At 63.3% G+C, this 17,485-nt stretch carries 16 protein-coding genes; 8 read left to right on the top strand and 8 right to left on the bottom strand.

The annotated features are described in order from the left end of the window. Nucleotides 1–21 precede the first annotated feature (21 nt). Genes AC0L3A_RS11510 through AC0L3A_RS11495 form a run of 4 tightly spaced genes read left to right on the top strand, consistent with a single transcriptional unit; the run spans nucleotide 22 to nucleotide 3,433 of the window. A complete protein-coding gene (locus AC0L3A_RS11510) occupies nucleotides 22–1,191 on the top strand; it encodes an ABC transporter ATP-binding protein (RefSeq protein WP_473254383.1) in 1,170 nt (389 codons plus the stop codon). Further along, nucleotides 1,188–2,102, top strand: coding sequence for an ABC transporter permease (locus tag AC0L3A_RS11505; protein WP_473254382.1), 915 nt, complete (start codon nucleotides 1,188–1,190; stop codon nucleotides 2,100–2,102). The genes AC0L3A_RS11510 and AC0L3A_RS11505 overlap by 4 nt, the downstream gene beginning before the upstream one ends. A gap of 4 nt (nucleotides 2,103–2,106) precedes the next feature. Beyond that, nucleotides 2,107–2,919, top strand: coding sequence for an ABC transporter permease (locus AC0L3A_RS11500; protein WP_007596248.1), 813 nt, complete (start codon nucleotides 2,107–2,109; stop codon nucleotides 2,917–2,919). 13 nt (nucleotides 2,920–2,932) lie between these two features. After that, a complete protein-coding gene (locus AC0L3A_RS11495; RefSeq protein ID WP_007596247.1) occupies nucleotides 2,933–3,433 on the top strand; it encodes a DUF6622 family protein in 501 nt (166 codons plus the stop codon). Here the strand turns inward: AC0L3A_RS11495 and AC0L3A_RS11490 are convergent. The 5 genes from AC0L3A_RS11490 to AC0L3A_RS11470 form a co-directional block, all read right to left on the bottom strand. Further along, nucleotides 3,430–4,281, bottom strand: a complete 852-nt coding sequence (locus tag AC0L3A_RS11490) for a carbohydrate ABC transporter permease (protein WP_007596245.1) — start codon at nucleotides 4,279–4,281, stop codon at nucleotides 3,430–3,432. The two genes, AC0L3A_RS11495 and AC0L3A_RS11490, sit on opposite strands and share 4 nt — an antisense overlap. Beyond that, entirely contained in the window at nucleotides 4,278–5,150 is an 873-nt protein-coding gene (locus AC0L3A_RS11485) for a carbohydrate ABC transporter permease (RefSeq protein ID WP_007596244.1), read from the bottom strand. The genes AC0L3A_RS11490 and AC0L3A_RS11485 overlap by 4 nt, the downstream gene beginning before the upstream one ends. A gap of 94 nt (nucleotides 5,151–5,244) precedes the next feature. Continuing rightward, nucleotides 5,245–6,630, bottom strand: coding sequence for an ABC transporter substrate-binding protein (locus AC0L3A_RS11480; RefSeq protein WP_007596242.1), 1,386 nt, complete (start codon nucleotides 6,628–6,630; stop codon nucleotides 5,245–5,247). Between the two features lie 185 nt (nucleotides 6,631–6,815). Continuing rightward, on the bottom strand, nucleotides 6,816–8,708 hold the full coding sequence (locus AC0L3A_RS11475) for a WG repeat-containing protein (protein ID WP_198288254.1): 1,893 nt from the start codon (nucleotides 8,706–8,708) through the stop codon (nucleotides 6,816–6,818). A 133-nt stretch (nucleotides 8,709–8,841) separates the two neighbouring features. Next, the gene (locus tag AC0L3A_RS11470) at nucleotides 8,842–10,770 is read right to left on the bottom strand and encodes an AsmA family protein (protein ID WP_007596239.1); all 1,929 of its coding nucleotides are present in this window, start codon (nucleotides 10,768–10,770) and stop codon (nucleotides 8,842–8,844) included. A 289-nt stretch (nucleotides 10,771–11,059) separates the two neighbouring features. Between AC0L3A_RS11470 and AC0L3A_RS11465 the strand changes: the two genes are divergently transcribed. The 3 genes from AC0L3A_RS11465 to AC0L3A_RS11455 are packed head-to-tail and all read left to right on the top strand — an operon-like array spanning nucleotide 11,060 to nucleotide 13,090. Then, nucleotides 11,060–11,767: a CoA transferase subunit A gene (locus tag AC0L3A_RS11465; RefSeq protein ID WP_007596238.1), complete on the top strand. Its 708-nt coding sequence runs from the start codon at nucleotides 11,060–11,062 to the stop codon at nucleotides 11,765–11,767. Between the two features lie 15 nt (nucleotides 11,768–11,782). Beyond that, a complete protein-coding gene (locus AC0L3A_RS11460) occupies nucleotides 11,783–12,433 on the top strand; it encodes a CoA transferase subunit B (protein ID WP_027570379.1) in 651 nt (216 codons plus the stop codon). Between the two features lie 21 nt (nucleotides 12,434–12,454). Continuing rightward, entirely contained in the window at nucleotides 12,455–13,090 is a 636-nt protein-coding gene (locus AC0L3A_RS11455) for a GNAT family N-acetyltransferase (RefSeq protein ID WP_473254381.1), read from the top strand. Nucleotides 13,091–13,301: 211 nt separating this feature from the next. On the opposite strand, the gene AC0L3A_RS11450 is transcribed toward AC0L3A_RS11455, so the two are convergent. The 3 genes from AC0L3A_RS11450 to AC0L3A_RS11440 form a co-directional block, all read right to left on the bottom strand. Further along, a complete protein-coding gene (locus AC0L3A_RS11450; RefSeq protein ID WP_473254380.1) occupies nucleotides 13,302–14,177 on the bottom strand; it encodes an SUMF1/EgtB/PvdO family nonheme iron enzyme in 876 nt (291 codons plus the stop codon). A 51-nt stretch (nucleotides 14,178–14,228) separates the two neighbouring features. After that, entirely contained in the window at nucleotides 14,229–15,326 is a 1,098-nt protein-coding gene (gene nirK, locus AC0L3A_RS11445) for a copper-containing nitrite reductase (RefSeq protein WP_473254379.1), read from the bottom strand. A 236-nt stretch (nucleotides 15,327–15,562) separates the two neighbouring features. Continuing rightward, on the bottom strand, nucleotides 15,563–15,769 hold the full coding sequence (locus tag AC0L3A_RS11440; RefSeq protein ID WP_219681678.1) for a hypothetical protein: 207 nt from the start codon (nucleotides 15,767–15,769) through the stop codon (nucleotides 15,563–15,565). A gap of 159 nt (nucleotides 15,770–15,928) precedes the next feature. On the opposite strand from AC0L3A_RS11440, the gene hemN reads away from it, so the two are divergent. Further along, complete coding sequence (hemN, locus tag AC0L3A_RS11435; protein ID WP_473254378.1) at nucleotides 15,929–17,281, top strand: oxygen-independent coproporphyrinogen III oxidase; 1,353 nt, start codon at nucleotides 15,929–15,931, stop codon at nucleotides 17,279–17,281. The last annotated feature ends 204 nt before the right edge of the window (nucleotides 17,282–17,485 follow it).

Below are 17,485 nucleotides of genomic sequence, written 5' to 3'. Positions count from 1 at the left end.
GGATTGGGGTTGGCAGGGACCATGACTGACGAGTTGCCCGGAACAGACGCGGCTGCGGCTGCGGTTGGAGAGACGCAGTTCGCGGCCGGCGAGCCGCTGCTGCGCATCGAGGGCGTCGCCAAGTCGTTCGGGACGTTCCGGGCCGTCGACGGCGTGTCGCTCGACATCAAGGCCGGCGAGTTCTTTGCACTGCTCGGGCCCAGCGGCTGCGGCAAGACCACGCTTCTGCGCATGCTCGCCGGTTTCGAAGCGCCGGATCAAGGGCGCATCCTGCTCGGCGGCAAGGACATCGCGCAGGCGCTGCCGCATGAGCGGCCGATCAACATGATGTTCCAGAACTACGCGCTGTTTCCGCACCTGTCGGTGCGCGACAACATCGCCTTCGGCCTGAAGCGCGCCGGCATGGCGCGCGCCGACATCGCCACGCGCGTTGCGGAGATGGTCGCGCTGGTGAAGCTCGAAGGGCTCGAGAAGCGCAAGCCCGATCAGCTCTCCGGTGGCCAGCGCCAGCGCGTGGCGTTGGCGCGCGCACTGGCGCGACGCCCGCAGCTGCTTCTGCTCGACGAGCCGCTCGCAGCGCTGGACAAGAAGCTGCGCGAAAACACCCAAGGCGAGCTGATGGAGCTTCAGCGCCGGCTTGGCATGACCTTCATCATCGTCACCCACGACCAGGAAGAGGCGATGACGATGGCGAGCCGGATCGGTGTGATGAGGGACGGCAAGCTCGCGCAGGTCGCCAGCCCGCGCGAGCTCTACGAGGCGCCACGCTCGCGCTGGATCGCGGAGTTTGTCGGTGACGTCAACCTGTTCGACGCCGAGTCCAAATTGCGCGACGGTCATCGTCTGGTCATCGGCACGCGCGATGCGGGCGCGCTGGTGGTGGCGGAGCCGCGCGAGCCGTTCGGCGAGGGCAGATTATCGGTTGCGATCCGCCCCGAGAAGGTCAAGCTGTCGCGCCGTGGTCCGGTGCGGGAAGCCGGTCATGAAACGGCGATCAACCAGCTGGACGGCGTGATCGCCGACATCTCCTATCTCGGCGGCACCACCACTTACAAGGTGAAGCTGGACGCCGGCGGGATGCTGCAGGCTTCGGTCGCCAACAGCGCGCGCCTCGATGTCGACGCCTACAGCCTGAACCAGCCTGTCGTCGCCTGGTTCACGCCCGACGACTGCGTGGTGCTGCCGTCATGACCGCGCGCCGCATTTTTGCGCGACCCGCTCGCCTTGCCGCGATCGCGCCCTATGTCTGGATGGTGCTGTTCTTCCTGGTGCCGTTCGGCTTCGTGCTGAAGATCAGCCTGTCGCAGACGGCGATCGCGCAGCCGCCTTACGAGCCGGTGTTCGACCTGATGGCGGGATGGGGGGCGCTGAAGGCCGCCTTTGCTGCGCTGTCGATCGACAATTTCAGGCTGCTCGTCTCCGACGATATTTACGTGTTCGCCTATGTGCGTAGCCTCACCGTCGCCGTCACCGCGACCGCGCTGTTGCTCCTGATCGGTTATCCCATCGCCTACGGCATGGCGCGGCTGCCGACGCGCTGGCAGGCCGTGGCGATGGTGCTGGTGATCGTGCCGTTCTGGACCTCGTTCCTGATCCGCATCTATGCCTGGATCAACATTCTCCAGCATGACGGCCTGCTCAACCAGATCCTGCTTGCGTTGCATCTCGTCAGCCAGCCGGTGGTGTGGCTCTCCACCGACAGCGCGATGTATATCGGCATCGTCTATTCCTACCTGCCGTTCATGATCCTGCCGCTCTATGCCACGCTCGCCAAAATGGAGCCGGTGCTGGAGGAGGCCGCCTCCGATCTCGGCGCACCGCGCTGGCAGGTGTTCTGGCTCGTCACCTTCCCGCTGTCGCTGCCCGGCGTCGGCGCCGGCGTGCTGCTGTGCTTCATCCCCATCGTCGGCGAGTTCGTCATTCCGGATCTCCTGGCCGGCTCCAATGCGCTGATGATCGGTCAGACCCTGTGGCTCGAATTCTTCACCAACAAGGACTGGCCGGTCGCCTCCGCCGCGGCCATCGTGTTGTTGGTGGTGCTGCTGGTCCCGCTGCTGCTGTACGAACGGCTGCAGAAGCGGCAGCTGGAACAGGGGCGGTGAGGCGATGCGCAAGGTCTCCCGCCTGTCCCGCTTCAACGTCGTCTCGCTCGCGCTGGGTCTGGCTTTCCTCTATCTGCCGATCCTGATCCTCGTGATCTATTCCTTCAACGCCTCGCGGCTGGTGACGGTGTGGGGTGGCTGGTCGCTGCGCTGGTATCACGAGTTCTTCAATGACCGCGCCATGATCGAGGCGGCCTGGATGAGCCTGCGCGTCGCGGTTTCGTCGGCGACCATTGCGACCCTGATCGGCACGCTCGCCGCCGTGGCGCTGTCGCGCGGCGAGCGGTTTCGCGGCCGCACCCTGTTCTCCGGCATGCTCTATGCGCCGCTGGTGATGCCGGAGGTGATCACCGGATTGTCGCTGCTGCTGCTGTTCGTGGCGCTGAACGCCGAGCGCGGCTTCTGGACGGTGACGATCGCCCACACCACGCTGACGATGTGCTTCGTCGCCGTCGTCGTGCAGTCCCGCCTCGGCTCGCTCGACCGTTCATTAGAAGAGGCCGCGATGGACCTCGGCTGCGACCCCGTGCGGGCGTTCGTGGCCGTGACGCTGCCGCTGATTGCGCCCGCGATCGTCGCGGGCTGGATGCTCGCCTTCACGCTGTCGCTGGACGATCTCGTGATCGCGAGCTTCACCACCGGCCCGGGCTCCGCGACGCTGCCGATCCGGATCTATTCAGAGGTACGGCTGGGAGTGAAGCCCGAGATCAACGCGATCTGCACGCTGGTGATCGCCTTGATCGCGGTCGTCATCGTGATCGCCTCGCTCGCCTCGAAATTGTCGAGCTCGCAGGGCGAAAGCGCGGCGCCGCTTTGAGAGGGGAGGCATTGTGATATTCACCTACCAGGTCCTCGTCCATACGCCGCTCTGGGTCTGGCCCTTGTTCGCCTATCTGGTCTGGCAGGGCATCAAGGCGATGCAGCCGCGCAGGACGCCGATCTGGCGCGCGCTGATCGTGCCGGCCGTGTTCATCGTTTGGGGCGTCTCACGGATCGGCTTTGGACATCACGACGGCACATGGCCGCTGATCGCCTGGATCGCGGCGGCACTGGCGCTACTGCCGCTCGGCGTCCTGACGCCGCGTCCGTTCGATGTCGATCACACGACCGGGGAGATCATTCGTCCCGGCAGCGCGTTTGCGCTGGTCCGCAACCTCGTCGTGTTCTCTCTGCAGTACACGGTTGGCGTGATCTCGGCGATCGATGCGGGCGATCGCGCGGTGGCCTTCATCGCCGGCCGCGCCATTTCGGGCGCGACCGCCGGCTATTTCATCGGCTCGACGGTCGCGCTTCTGATCGCATATCGCAGCAAGCGCGCGGCCGATGTTTAGGACTTCACCGCACCCGCCGTGAGCCCGCCCACCATGTAGCGGCGGAAGGCGTAGTAGATGGCGGCCGGCGGCAGCGCGTAGATGAAGCCGGTCGTCATCAACAGCTCCCACGGCGAGTCGTCGGCGGCGAGGAAGTTGCCGAGCGCGACAGGGAGGGTGATCTCGCGATCGTTTGAGAGCAGCAGGAACGCGTAGAGATATTCGTTCCAAGCGAGCAGCACCGCATAGGTGCCGATCGCGACCAGCGAGGGCATCATCAGCGGCAAGTAGACCAGGCGGAAGATCTGGAGAGTCGTCGCGCCGTCCATCACCGCGGCCTCGTCCAGCTCGACCGGCAGCTTGTCGGAGGCCTGCTTGAGCACCCAGATCGCATAAGGGCTCGCGATCGTCACCATGGCCAGGATCAGCGACCAATGATTGTTGAGCAGGCCGTAATTGCCCATGGTGCGATACATCGGCACCGCGAGGAACGCTGCCGGGATGAAATAGGTGAACAGCGCGAGGTTCATCACGATGCGCCCGCCGGGCACGCGCAACCGCGAGATCGAGAACGCAGCCGCGGTTGCGATGACGAGCGTGAGCACGCCGACGGCTGCCGCGATCACCAGCGAATTCCAGAACTGCACGTAGAAGTCCCGCAGGAAGTAATGCTGCTGCTTGAACACGATTTCGAAGTTGTGCAGCGTCGGATGATCCGGCCACAGCTTGCCCGAGAACGCGTCCTCCTTCGGCGAGATCGCGAACAGGAACATGTGATAGATCGGTATCATCGTCCAGAGCAGGACGGGAATGCCGATCAGGAGCAGCCGCGCCTCGGTCGCGACGTCACGGAGAGAGGGAAGCTTCATCGCGACAACCGTTTCATCATGAAGTACATCAGCGGCAGGACGAACGGTATCGCGCAGACGATGGAGGCCATCGCGAGCGAGAGCTGGTCGAGCCGGAGATAGCGGATGCCGAGTGTCGACAACACGTGCGTGAGGTCGGCCGGGCCGCCGCCGGTGAGCAGATAGACGCTGTTGAAGTCGCCGAGCGTCCAGATCATCGAGAGCAGCGTGCAGGTGATGTAGAGCATCTGCAGCGACGGCCAGGTGATGTAACGGAATTTCTGCCACCAGCTGGCGCCGTCGACCTCGGCGGCCTCGAACAGATCTTGCGCGATCGCAAGCCGTCCGGTCATCAGGATCAGCGTCCAGAACGGCAGCGATTTCCAGATGTGGACGCCGATTGCCATGGTCAGCGCCACGGTCGGGTCGTTCAGCCAGTTCGGGCCGTCATCACCGGTCAAGTTGAAGATGAGGTGGTTGACCATGCCCCATTCGGGGTTGAACATGAAGCGCACCGACAGGATGGTCGGAATTGACGGCACTGCCCAGGGCAGGATGAAGACCACCGAGAGCCATTTGATCCAGGTGCGCTGCTGCGCGAAGAAGCCGGACAAAAACAGCGCGATCAGCATCTTGATGTTGATGCCGATGACCAGGAAGATCAGCGTGTTGACGGCGGCGCGCGCGAAGATCGGGTCGTTATAGAGCGCGACATAATTCGACGGGGCCCGCGCCAGCCATAGCCCGTAACAGACGGGGTAGACGACGAAGGCAAGGAAAACGAGCAAATAGGGTGCGAGCAGCACGATGCCCCAGATTTGCGTCGGGGTCAGCCGCGACGACAAGGGCGGTGCGGGGATCGACTGATCACCAGAGAGCGTAATCGCCATTCTTTTTGGACTCTTCAAAGAGTTGCCGGCCGCGAAACACGGCCGGTACTGTTCTTATACCTTCACCCGCTGGGCGGGGCGAGGGGATGATGACTTAACCCGCGACCTGCTTGATGCGGGCGATCAGTTCGTCGACGGCCTTGTCGACCGGAACCTTCTCGCTCACCACCCGGTTCATCGCCTTGGCCCACACGTTCTCGTTGTTGAGAATCGTGAACTTCCAGTTCTTGGTGAAATCGAACGGCGCGGTGCCGCCCGTGAACTGGGCGTACACCGCCTTGCGGTGCTTGTCGGCCTGCCAGAACGGGCTGGCCTGGCTTTCCTTCGTCACCGGGAACCAGCGGCCGAGCGCGCCCTCGATATAGGGGCGAACGTTCTCTTCCTGGAGCAGGAAGCTGATGAACTGCTTGGCCTCGGCCTTGTTCTTGGCAACGCTGAAGACCAGCCCGGTCTTGACGTCGGAGCGGTAGCGGATGGTCGACCCATCCGGCGCCTTGGGGAAGGACGCCGTGATGATGTCCTGCTCATAAGCCTTCTTGCCGGCGTCGCGCTGCTCTTGCGTGAGCGCCTGGTTCTGCGAGTCCTCATACCACTTAGCCGCGATCGAGATCGTGAAGTTGTGGGTCATCACGATGGTCTTGTTGTGGAACGCGACGTTGTTGTCCGGATCCTTCCAGGTCGTGGAGGACGGTGGCGTGCAGCCCTTGATATAAGTGTCGGTGTAGTCCTTCATGGCCTTGATCAGGTTCTCGCGGACCGTGGGATCGTCGACCGTGAGCTTGCCGTCGTCGTCGACCAGCTTGACGTGGTAGGCATCCATGAAGGTGTAGAACGACTGGAAGGCGTCGGTGGATTCTACGCCCATCGGCTGGCCGACGGCGTAGATGCGCTGGCCAGTGGCTTTGCGGATTCCCGGTTGCACCTTGTCGCACCAGAACGTCCAGTACCCCGCCCAGTCGGTCGGAATGTCGCTCTGCTTGAAGCCGGCCTTCTCCAGCATGTCGTTCCAGATCTGGACGTGCATGCTCTGCTGCTTCAGCGGGAAGCCGTAATAGGCCTTCTTCTTGGTGACGTCGTTATAGAGGATCGAGGCGTCCAGCGTGTTCTGCACGAACCGGCCCTTGATCGGCTCCATGACGTCGGTGAGATCCTCGAGCTTGCCCTCGTAGGCCCACTTGCCCTGGGCCTGCACGTCATAAGAGTCGGAATAGGCGACGTCGGGCACGGTGCCGGCATCGAGCGCGGCGACCGTCTTCGGAATCATGTCCTGGATCGCGTACTGCGACAATTCGACCTTGATTCCGGTCTTGGCTTCGAACTTCTTGATCGTCTCGAGCAGCGCGTCGTCTTCGGAGCGGTAGAAGCCCTTGCCCCACCAGACCGTAATCGTCTTCTGCTGCGCAAATGCGGGTGCAGCGGCTGCAAGCAGCCCGGCCGCAGCGACCGCCAGTGATACTGCGCCAATAACCTTGGATTTCACGTTTTTCTCCCTCAAACGGCCGGTGTTTTTAACCGGTCGTATAAAACACTAGCGCATGGCCGCTATCCGATCTAGCGGCTTCTTGTCAGACATAGGTCGTGGGGTGTCGGGCGAGAGGAGATGCTTAATGTGCGGCATCGATCCAATCGCCGCATCAATTCGCCCTGATCAATTCGCGTGAGGTCTCAGGGCCCGAGCTGACATGCAAATACGCCAAACTGTCTCTTTAGCGGGTCCGACGGCTGGCATTGAAGGCCTTCGATCGGCTGTCCCCTGCGGTCGATCGGACACCAAGAGGCGTCGGTACTGGTCCAGTTGATGCCACGATCAAAAAACGTCGGTGCATCGAATCTCGCCTCGATCACCATTTTTCCTTCCACATTCATGAAGCCCCAATGCCCGCCCGATTGGGCCGGGACCAAGCCATCCTCGAGGCGAATGCCCATCCGTCCCTCTCGCGGTTTGATTAGCCAGGAGCCATGGGCATCAAGGATGCCGCGTTTACCCCCCTCGAATGCCATGGCCATATCAGGCCTGATGTGGCAGATGCGTTCGAAAGGCTGCTTGGTGATCCATGCACCGGTCGAGGCATCGATGATGCCGTTCCTGTCGTCCAGCCGCGCTAGAACCGAACCATTCGGCAAGCCTGGAGAGATCGCATCGAGCGTGGGTTCTATGGCCCAGGTGATGTCAGTTCTCAACAATCCGAATTTGTCCCCAAAACCGGCGACAGCAAGAGAGCCGACGAAAGGGCCGGCACGGTCAAACCGCTGTGCCGTCATCGGCGTGAGATCGGCTGCCGCATAGGCAAATTTACCGCTGATCTTGAGGATATAAGGTCCGTCGCAGGTCACCGGCCTCGATAGCTCACCCTCCTGCGGCTCGATCGACTTGCCATTCTCATCAAGAATTCGCGGCTGCCTGTCGATCTCCCCGACAATGCGTCCATTGGCGCATCGCCCGACCGAAAAATCGAATAGGGGCGGGACAATGAGCTTGGCGTTTTCATCGAGATAGCCATGCTTCTTCTCGTTCTGAATGTCCCACGACCATGGCGCAGTCCCCTTCAGAGATATGTTTTCGTATTGGGGCTGGACGACCCATTCGCCGGTGCGATCTACCAGGCCCCATCGGCCGTTCAGGCGGGCTGGGGTAAATTTCGCGCCGTGTACAAATTGATGGACGTTCTCGAATTTCGGCTCGATCTTGAGGCGTCCCGCGCGATCAATGAAACCCCAATGGTCATCGACCTTTGCGGGGGCCATCCCATCAACAAACGAACCAAGCTGCTGGAATTTTGGTTCGATCTCCCAGCTTCCGTCGGGACGTATCACACCCCATCCTGAATCGACCCTCGCCAGCATGAGCGCCGTACCTTCGGTGTCAAAAGGCAGGATCGCGTTGGGAGACGGCGGAACAAGCCAGGCGCCGGAGCGGTCCACGAGGCCCCATTTGCCTGTCGCAGTGACCGCTCTGCTGTCGGCGATCGCGCCGACGAACTCGAAAATCCCATGGCTGAACTGCTCCGTGCCCGCGATGCCTCCTGACGTGGTCCGGCCCTCGGTGGCAAAGAAGACCTTCTCGGTGAAGGGAATGACGTAGCCAAACTTCGGCTCGAGCGCGGTGTTGCCGTCGAGGTCGATCAGACCGGATCGGCCGCCGACGTCGATCTGCGCAAATCCGTGCGAGAAGCGATCTGCAATCGGATATTGCGGCTTTGCGATCACATGACCGCTTGTGTCGACATAGCCATAGCGACCATTCGATCGCACCAGCGCGCGCCCTTCATGGAAGGTATCGACCCAATCGTATTCGGCCGGCACAGCAAGCGTGCCGTCGCGGTTCACCGCGCCGCAAAGCCCATCAGGAAATCCGCACGAGGGCAGTGGGAACGAAGGGGGCAGGCCGAAGCCGTTTGTGCCCCTGTTGGCACGAGCCACCGCGGCGTCGAAAATGACCTTCCCGGCAGGAAGGAGAAGAGCGGAGGGGCGATCAACAGACTCCGGTCGTGAAACGTCTTGCGCATGCGAGGCGCTCGCGACGGTGACCAGCGCGAGTGCCGCAATAACGGCGGCCACCCGGCATCTTCCAAAGCTTCCCATTGGGCGATGTCTCCTCCTGCTTCAACCTCAGGTATGAGACCATCGTGGCGAAATACGGACGGCTCTTATGCGTTGGCGGAGGCGTTCCGCGTCCGCGATCCGCTCAGGACTAGTTCGACTTCGCGCCTTCCTTGGCGTTCTCCGCCGTCGGCGCTTCGGCGGGTGCGGGACGTTTTCCGGTGCCGGTGATGCGCTCGATCGCGGAGCGCACCGCGTCGCCCGGCTTGCGGTCTTTCAGCATGTCGAGCAGGGGCGCAGAGGCCGGCGAGCGGCGGATCAGGCTTTCCGGATCGGGGAAGACGAGGGGGTCGTCCCAGGGGCCCTGCACCACGAAGGGCAATTCGAACCCCGACGCGCTGTTGAGGCTGGCCACGCCCTTCATGTCGTATTCGCGGGTCGGCACCGAGGCGGTGCCGGTCATCGTGATCTTCGCCGCCGGTCCTTCGACGCGGATGTCCTCGGCGGTGGCGATGCCGTCGGAGAACTTCACCGCGATGGTGAGATTGTCGTAAGGGGTCGAGCCGTTGCGGAAATTGCCGCCGCCGGACAGCGGCCGCCGCTCGAGCCGCTTCAGGAGCTGCTCGGCATTGAAGCCCGCGATCGCGCCATCATGCCCGGTCACGGTGGCGCTGCCGTCGAGCGACTGTACGAGGCCGAACGGGCTCGAGCCGGACGCGACGAGCGAGACGTTGATGTTGCCGCGCCCGGACAGCTTGTTGATACCGAACAGCTCGGAGGCGCAGGCCTGAAGGTCGACGTCGGTGAACTGGAATTGCGCCTTGATGTCGGCCACGGTGTCGGAGCGCGCGATGCCGAACGAGCCCTTGGCGATGCCGCCATAGACCTGGGCCTCGCCGACCGAGAGCGCCAGCGTGCCGTTGCGCAGATTCGCGCCGATCGCGGTGCGGCCGAGTTTCGACGCCCCGACCGTCAGCTTGGCGGCCGACAGGCGCATGTCGAGGTCGGTGGTCGACAAGGCGTTGAGATCGAACAGCTGCCTGTTCCAGTCGCGCGCGCCGCTCGCGAGCAGGCGGAAGGTCGAGATATAGGGTGTGAAGTCGAGCGCGTCAGCTGCGAGCGTCGCCTGCAGCGTCTGCCGGCCGTTATTGGCGTAGGTCATCACGCCCTCAGCGGTGTTGCCGTCGAGCTCGACATTGACATTGGTGAGCGCGATCGACGCGCCGACGACATTGGCCCGCGCCTTCAACGCGAAGCGGCCGAAGCCGCCGCTGGCGGGCTGCGGCTGGCCGGTCCAGCGTAGCGCGTTGCGCAAGGACGGGCTGTCGATGGTGAGCGTGCCCTCCATCATCGGGCTGGTGCGGTTGGCGACGCTGCCGTCGAAGGCGAGCTTGAGCGGTGCGCTCGCGATTCGCGCCTTCAACCCCGAGCGCTCGCCGGAGAGCGCGGCGACGAAATCGGCAAAGCTGATCGAGCCGTCGACCCGTTCGCCGCGCCAGTCGAATTGTCCGGTCGCAGCGAAGGAGCGCGAGATCGAGGGCCAGGCCAGCGAGAGGTCGATGTCCTCGAACTTCTCGGTGCCGTGCATGGCGGCGTCCTCGTAATCGAGCACGCCGTCCTGGATCCGGATCTCGGAGAACGACACTTGATTCTCGGCGCCGGGCTTCATGGTGCGCGCGATGGTCTGGATGAACGGCGTCCAGTTGCTTTCGCCGTCCGGCTTCAGGCTGACATGGATGCGCGGCCGCAGCAGCGTCAGGTCGGCGATCTCGAACCGTTGCAGCAGCAGCGGCAGCAGCCGCAGGTTCGCGGTGAGCACGTCGACATGGAGCGCGGGATCGCTGGTGCCGCCGCCCTTCAGGCCGACGTCATGGAAGGAGATGTAGCTTGCCGGCAGCACCGAGATGTCGATCGCGCCTGCGACATTGACCTCGAGCCCGGTGACGTCGCGGATCTGCGTTTCCACCGCCTTGCGCAGCGCGTCGCGGTTGATGAGCCATGAGGTCGCGATCAGGGCGATCAGCGCCACGCCGAGCAGCGCCGCGATCGGCGTCCCGAGGCGCTTCATTCCTTGGGCCATGGTCAATGGCATGTCCTGATCGAGTTGGTCGCTGGAGCCAGAAGGCGGGCCGGGAAACCTGCGCGCCCCACGCCCAAGACCTATTGTGTTAAGTGCCGCAACTTGATGGGTTTTCTTGTCGCTTTCAAGGCCGCGGGAACGGTTGCGCCTACGGCTTGGGCAGCTTCTATCACCCAGGGGCGGAGCGGAGAACCCCGTATCATTGACGGCTTCGGACGATTTCGCCTAATAATCGCCGCCACTAAGGCGCGACGCCTACAAGCCGAAGGTTCACTCGAAGGTAATTTGCATGAACAAGGTCTATCCCGACGCCAAGTCGGCTCTCGAGGGTGTTCTGAAAGACGGCATGATGATCATGTCGGGCGGCTTCGGCCTTTGCGGCATCGCCGAGACGCTGTCGGACGCGATCCGCGACTCCGGCGTCAAGGACCTGACGGTGGTCTCAAACAATGCCGGCGTCGACGGCATTGGCCTCAGCCGCCTGCTCGAAACCCGTCAGATCAAGAAAATGATCTCGTCCTATGTCGGCGAGAACAAGCTGTTCGCCCAGCAATTCCTCGCCGGCGAGCTGGAACTCGAATTCAATCCGCAGGGCACGCTGGCCGAGCGCATCCGCGCCGGCGGTGCCGGCATTCCGGCCTTCTACACCAAGACCGGCGTCGGCACGCTGATCGCCGAAGGCAAGGAAGTGAAGGAATTCGACGGGCAGAAATACCTGATGGAGCGCGGCCTGTTCGCCGACCTCGCCATCGTCCACGCCTGGAAGGGCGACACCGCAGGTAACCTCATCTACCGCAAGACCGCGCGCAACTTTAACCCGATGATGGCGACGGCCGCCAAGGTCACGGTGGCCGAGGTCGAGCATCTGGTTCCGGCCGGCGAACTCGATCCCGACCACATCCACACACCCGGTCTTTTCGTCAAGCGCATCGTCGAGGTCGGAACGGCCAAGAAGCGCATCGAATTCCGCAACACCCGCCCGCGCACGGCAGCTTGAGATCAGGAGACTAAGATGGCCTGGACCCGTGAACAGATGGCTGCGCGCGCCGCGAAGGAACTGCGTGACGGCTATTACGTCAATCTCGGCATCGGCATCCCGACGCTGGTCTCGAATTACATCCCCGACGGCATGGACGTCAGCCTTCAGAGCGAGAACGGCATGCTCGGCATGGGCCCGTTCCCCTATGAGGGTGAAGAGGACGCCGATCTCATCAACGCCGGCAAGCAGACCGTCAGCGAGCTGCCGTCGACCTCGTATTTCTCGAGCGCGGATTCCTTCGGCATGATCCGTGGCGGCCACATGGATCTGTCGATCCTCGGCGCCATGCAGGTGGCCCAGAACGGCGATCTCGCCAACTGGATGATCCCCGGCAAGATGGTCAAGGGCATGGGCGGCGCGATGGATCTCGTTGCCGGCGTCAAGCGCGTGGTCGTGGTGATGGAGCATTCGGCCAAGGACGGTCCAAAGCTCCTGAAGCAGTGCAATTTGCCGCTGACCGGCGAGCGCGTGGTCGACATGGTCGTGACCGACCTGGCCGTCTTCACCATCGACAAGCACGGCAACGGCGGCATGGCGCTGATCGAGCTCGCCGACGGCGTCTCGCTCGACGAGGTCAAGGCCAAGACCGAAGCCGAATTCCGCGTCGCGCTGAAGAACACGTAAGGTTTTCGCGAAGGGGCGCGCATGACGATACGGTCTGCGCGTCCCGAAGACGCCGATTTCATCGCACAAACCATCCTGTCATCGCAGCGCGGCTACCGGCCGCGCGGCTGGTTCGACGTTGCGCTCGGTTGGCCTGAAACACAGTGCCGCGCTTTCATCGCGCGCATCGCAGTCGCCCGCGCAGTGTCGATGTGGCACGTCTCGCAATTTCTGGTCGCCGAGATCGATGGCAAGCCTGCTGCCGCCTTGTGTGCGCTACCGGCGGCCGGCACGGGACCAGCGGCTTGGCGTGCGATCGAAGAAGTCGCAGCCGCATCCGGGCTCGCCCCGGCAGAGCTGGAGGCCATTCGTCAACGCGCCGGCTACACGCGCGCCTGCTGGGTTCAGGGCGGCGAGGGCGATTGGATGATCGAGTATGTCGCGACTGATCCCGCCTGTCGCGGCCGCGGCCTGGTGCAGTCACTGATCGCGCATGCGCTGGAGAAGGGGCGGGCAGCTGGATTTGCCCGGGTGACGATATCGTTCCTGATCGGCAACGAGCCCGCCGAGCGCGCTTATGCCAAGGCCGGCTTCGTCCTTGCCGAGGAGAAGCGCGATCCTGCCTTCGAGGCGATCATCGGTGCGCCGGGCTTTCGCATGTTCGTGCGGGCGATCTGAGCACGCCGCGCGTGTAGTGACGGTTGAGCGCCGGGCGCGCGCCGCAATTTCGTCATTGCGAGGAGCTCTTGCGACGAAGCAATCCAGACTGTCTCCGCAGAAAGATTCTGGATTGCTTCCGCCTTCGCCCAGGCTTCGGCGGACAAGTCGCTGCGCTCGCAATGACTGAATATGAGGCGCCGGCGTCGATCTTTCCTCGCGTTTAGATCCGCTACGACCTCGCTGCCCACGTCTTGCTCCACCGCGCCGACACGCTTGCGACCCAGGACGTTTCCTCTCGAACCAGGCGGAAGCCGAGATTGGCGGGAGGGACGCCCTGTGCGCAGCCGCCCGCGCGGGCGTCGCGGATGAAATCGGTGACATAGGCGCGGTGCGCGCCTTCGGCGACGCGCACGCCGCAGTTCACGGTCGGTTTGCCGGTATTGCCGGCCGCGTCGGTGCGCGAGCGCACGAAGCAGGTCGAGGTCCACTCCCAGACATTGCCGGCGAGATCTTCGATGCCGTGCTCGTTCGAACCGAACCTGCCGAACGGATAGGCTGTCGTGTCGAAGAGGTCACGCTCGGATTCACGCTCGTAGCGGCCGATCCAGCGCTTCGATGGATCTGTTGCGTCCACCGGAAGGCCGTCGTCCCTGAATCGCGAGCCCGCGGCAAAGGCCCATTCCACGTCGCTCGGCAGGCGGTAACTGTGACCGGTCTTGCGCGAGAGCCAACCCGCATAAGCCTCGGCATCGTGCCAGCTCACCTGCACCGCAGGCCGATCGGAGGCGATGGCCACGCCGCGATCAAGCGCGCGGCAAGCGGCCTCCTGCACGCAAATCTGATAGTCGGATGACGAGACCTGATGCCGCATGATGTGCATCGGCCTCTCGAAGCGCATCGTGCGCAGCGGCGCTTCCGCCTGCTGCCCGGCACGCGTGAAATCGCCGGCCTCGCGATAGGACAGGCCGCCTGGCGCGACCCTGACGATGGCGGGCTCCGTCGCGGCGCCATGAGTCCCGATGTCCGACACCAGCGGCACCGCGATCGGCCCCGCGAACCCGGCGGCACAGGCGAGTAGCAGTTTCAGCTTGAATGCGATCAGCATGGTCGTCCCCCAGGGAAGAAGGCGCCGGTCATCACCGGCCCCTCGTCGCGTCTAGTTGGTGTTGGGCGCCGGGATATCCGCAGGCGCCTTCACCTGCGTCATCAGATCGTCGTTCCACTTGCCTTCGACCTTGAAGTGCGCGGTGGCGCCGAGGTCGGCGGCCTCGATCAGATTATGCGTGACATAGGCGTAGATGCCGGGCTGCATGAACTTGTACAGCGCAGCTCCCGCCGAGCCGCCGCGGATGAACCAGGTCTCGAGCCCGGTCTCCGGCGCATTGGAGAACTTGCCGGTTTCCCAGACATAGTCGCCATGGCCGCCGATCAGATGCGGACGGCTGTCGCGGTTGGCCTGCGAATGCACGATCAGTACGTTCTCGCCGACATTGGCGGTCAGCGCATTCTTGCCGGTGAGCGCACCGACCTTGCCGTTGAACACGACATGTGAGGGAATCAGCTTCTTCATCACCTCTTCGGTGTCGGTGAAGGCTTCGCCCGGCGATTCATAGGACTTGAAATTGCCCTTGTCGTCGCGCGGCACGTACATGTCCTGCTCGCCGACATAGTAGATCTTGTCGTATTTCAGTGCGTGGCCCTTGCCGTCGTTGAGGCCGTCGCGCGGCAGCACCATCACGGCGCCGTTCATGCCGGAGACGACATGCCAGGGGATCATCGGGCCGCCCGGTGCGCAATGGTAGACGAACACGCCGGTCTTGGTCGCCTTCCAGCGCAAGACGACCTGCTCGCCGGGATTGACCAGCGTGAGCGCACCGCCGCCGAGCGCGCCCGTCGCGGAATGGAAGTCGATGTTGTGCGGCATGGAGTTGGTTGCGGGATTGACCAGCGTCGTTTCGACATAGTCGCCGTCGTGCACGACCATCATCGGACCTGGCATCGAGCCGTTAAAGGTCATCGCTTGGAACGTGGTGCCCTTCTCGTCGATGACGACCTTCTTCTCCTCGATCGTGAGCGTGAACTCCACGATCTTGGGACCCTGCTTGGTCGCTTGCTCGTGCGCATGCACGAAGGGCGGAGCGACCAGCTCGACCTTCTGGCGCGGCAGTTTGAGATCATCGGCAGCCAAGGCGGGTGTCGCCAGCATCAGGGCGGTTGCGGCGGCGCTGATCAATGCGGCTCGGCGGGTGAACATCGGAAGCATCCTTCATCTGAAATGGTTTTGATGACGGAATGCAGTGTGCGCCGATCGCGGCAAGTGTGTTTGTGCTGCGACAAGCTTTTGCCGAATTCGCCTCCGGTAAAATCCTTAGGAGTTTGTCGAAGATCGCATCGGCGATACGAAAGACGTGACGACTCGCGACGTCAGTCGCGTCGGCCGCAAATCGTTCGCATGTTCAGCTGCGTTTATTGCGAATGGATTGTCGTCGATTAGAGCAACTGGATCGCAATCCAGACCGTGCCCCAAACCGCGAGCGACAGCGCGGCGAAGACGGCGGCCGTGATGACCATTACGCGTACCAGGTGGCTGGCGCCAACGGTGGGCGTCGTGGGGACGGGACGAAAATCGTCAAAGCGCGGGATATGGCCGCGAACGCCGGTGAGCCACAGAACGAGATCGAGCGCGAACGACGCCATAACCTGTCTCCAGAGGGCAACAATCAAATGTCACCATGGCTCTTATCCCGTGCTCGGACTTTGAGCGAGCGCAAGGTTTCGCACCCGAAAACGGGTAATTTGGTGCCATCCGGGATGCGCCGCCCCGCTGCGCAGCATTGATTGACGAATGGGTAAGATATGAGGGCCGATCTTGCGGCGAGCTACGGCGAAGAACGATTGCCGCGCTACACGAGCTACCCGACCGCACCGCATTTCTCGCCGGCGATCGGCGCGGGGGCTTACGCCCGCTGGCTGGCGGAGCTCCCGGCGGCGGCCAGCGCGTCGCTTTATCTGCACGTGCCGTTCTGCCGCGAGATGTGCTGGTATTGCGGCTGCCATACCCAGATCGTTCGTCGAGACGGTCTCATCGCGGCCTATCTGCGTACGCTGCGCAGCGAGATCGCGCAGGTGTCCGAGACGATCGGCCGGCGCATCAAGGTCGAGCACATCCATTTCGGCGGCGGCACGCCGACGATCATGGCGCCGGAGGCTTTTGCCGAGTTGATGGCGGCGATGCGGCAATCGTTCTTCGTGCTGCCGTCGGCCGAGATTGCAGTCGAGATCGATCCCCGCACGCTGACTTCCGACATGGTCGAGGCGATGCGGCTCTCCGGCGTCAATCGCGCGAGCCTGGGCGTGCAGAGCTTCGACCCTGTCGTGCAGCGCGCGATCAACCGGGTGCAGAGTTTTGAGCAGACGGCTTCCGTGGTCGACATGCTCCAGCACGCCGGCATCAAGGGGATCAACTTCGATCTGATCTACGGACTGCCGCACCAGACCGTTGCCTCGTGCCTGGATACGGTGCGACGTTCGCTCGAGCTTGGGCCCGACCGCTTCTCGGTGTTCGGCTACGCGCATGTGCCTGCTTTCAAGAAGCACCAGCGCATGATCAACGAGGCCGTGCTGCCCGACGGCCTTGCGCGCCACGACCAAGCCTGCGCGATCGCCAATGCGTTGAAGGAGGCCGGCTACGTGCAGATCGGGCTCGATCATTTCGCGCGACCCGGCGATTCCATGGCCGTGGCCTTCGAGCAACGCACGCTGCGGCGCAATTTTCAGGGCTACACCACCGACCAGGGCGAAGTTCTGCTCGGCTTCGGCGCGAGCGCGATCGGACATTTGCCGCAGGGCTATGTCCAGAACGAGGTGCAGATCGGCGCCTATGCGCAGAGCATCGCCGCCGGCCATTTGGCCACCGCGAAAGGCTATGGCCTCACCGACGACGACCGGCTGCGCGCCGACATCATCGAACGCATCATGTGCGAGTTCAGCGCCGATCTCGGCGATATCTGCGCGCGTCATGGCGCAGAGGCCGGGGCAATGCTGAAATCGGCGTCGCGTCTGAAGCCGCTGATTTCCGACGGCGTCGTGAAACTCGACGGCGCCCGCATCGCAGTCGCCAAGGACTCCCGCTTTCTCGTGCGCAGCGTCGCAGCCGCGTTCGACGCGCATCTGGATCCCGCGAAGCAGTTGCACAGCCGGGCGGTGTAGTCCCGTCATTCCGGGGTGCGCCACTTGGTGCGAGCCCGGAATCCATTTCACCTCTCGGTCTGCTGCCCGATGGATTCCGGGCTCGGGGGGGGGGGGGGGGGGGATAAAAAAGATGGGGGGGGGGGAAAAAAAAAAACCCCCCCCCGCAGCGATAGGGGGTTTGGGAAGGGGTTTTTTTTGAGAGCGTTTTGTTAAGACCAACAT

The organism is Bradyrhizobium sp. MI1.3 (genome assembly GCF_055811695.1).
This window is presented reverse-complemented; position numbering and strand designations above follow the sequence as displayed.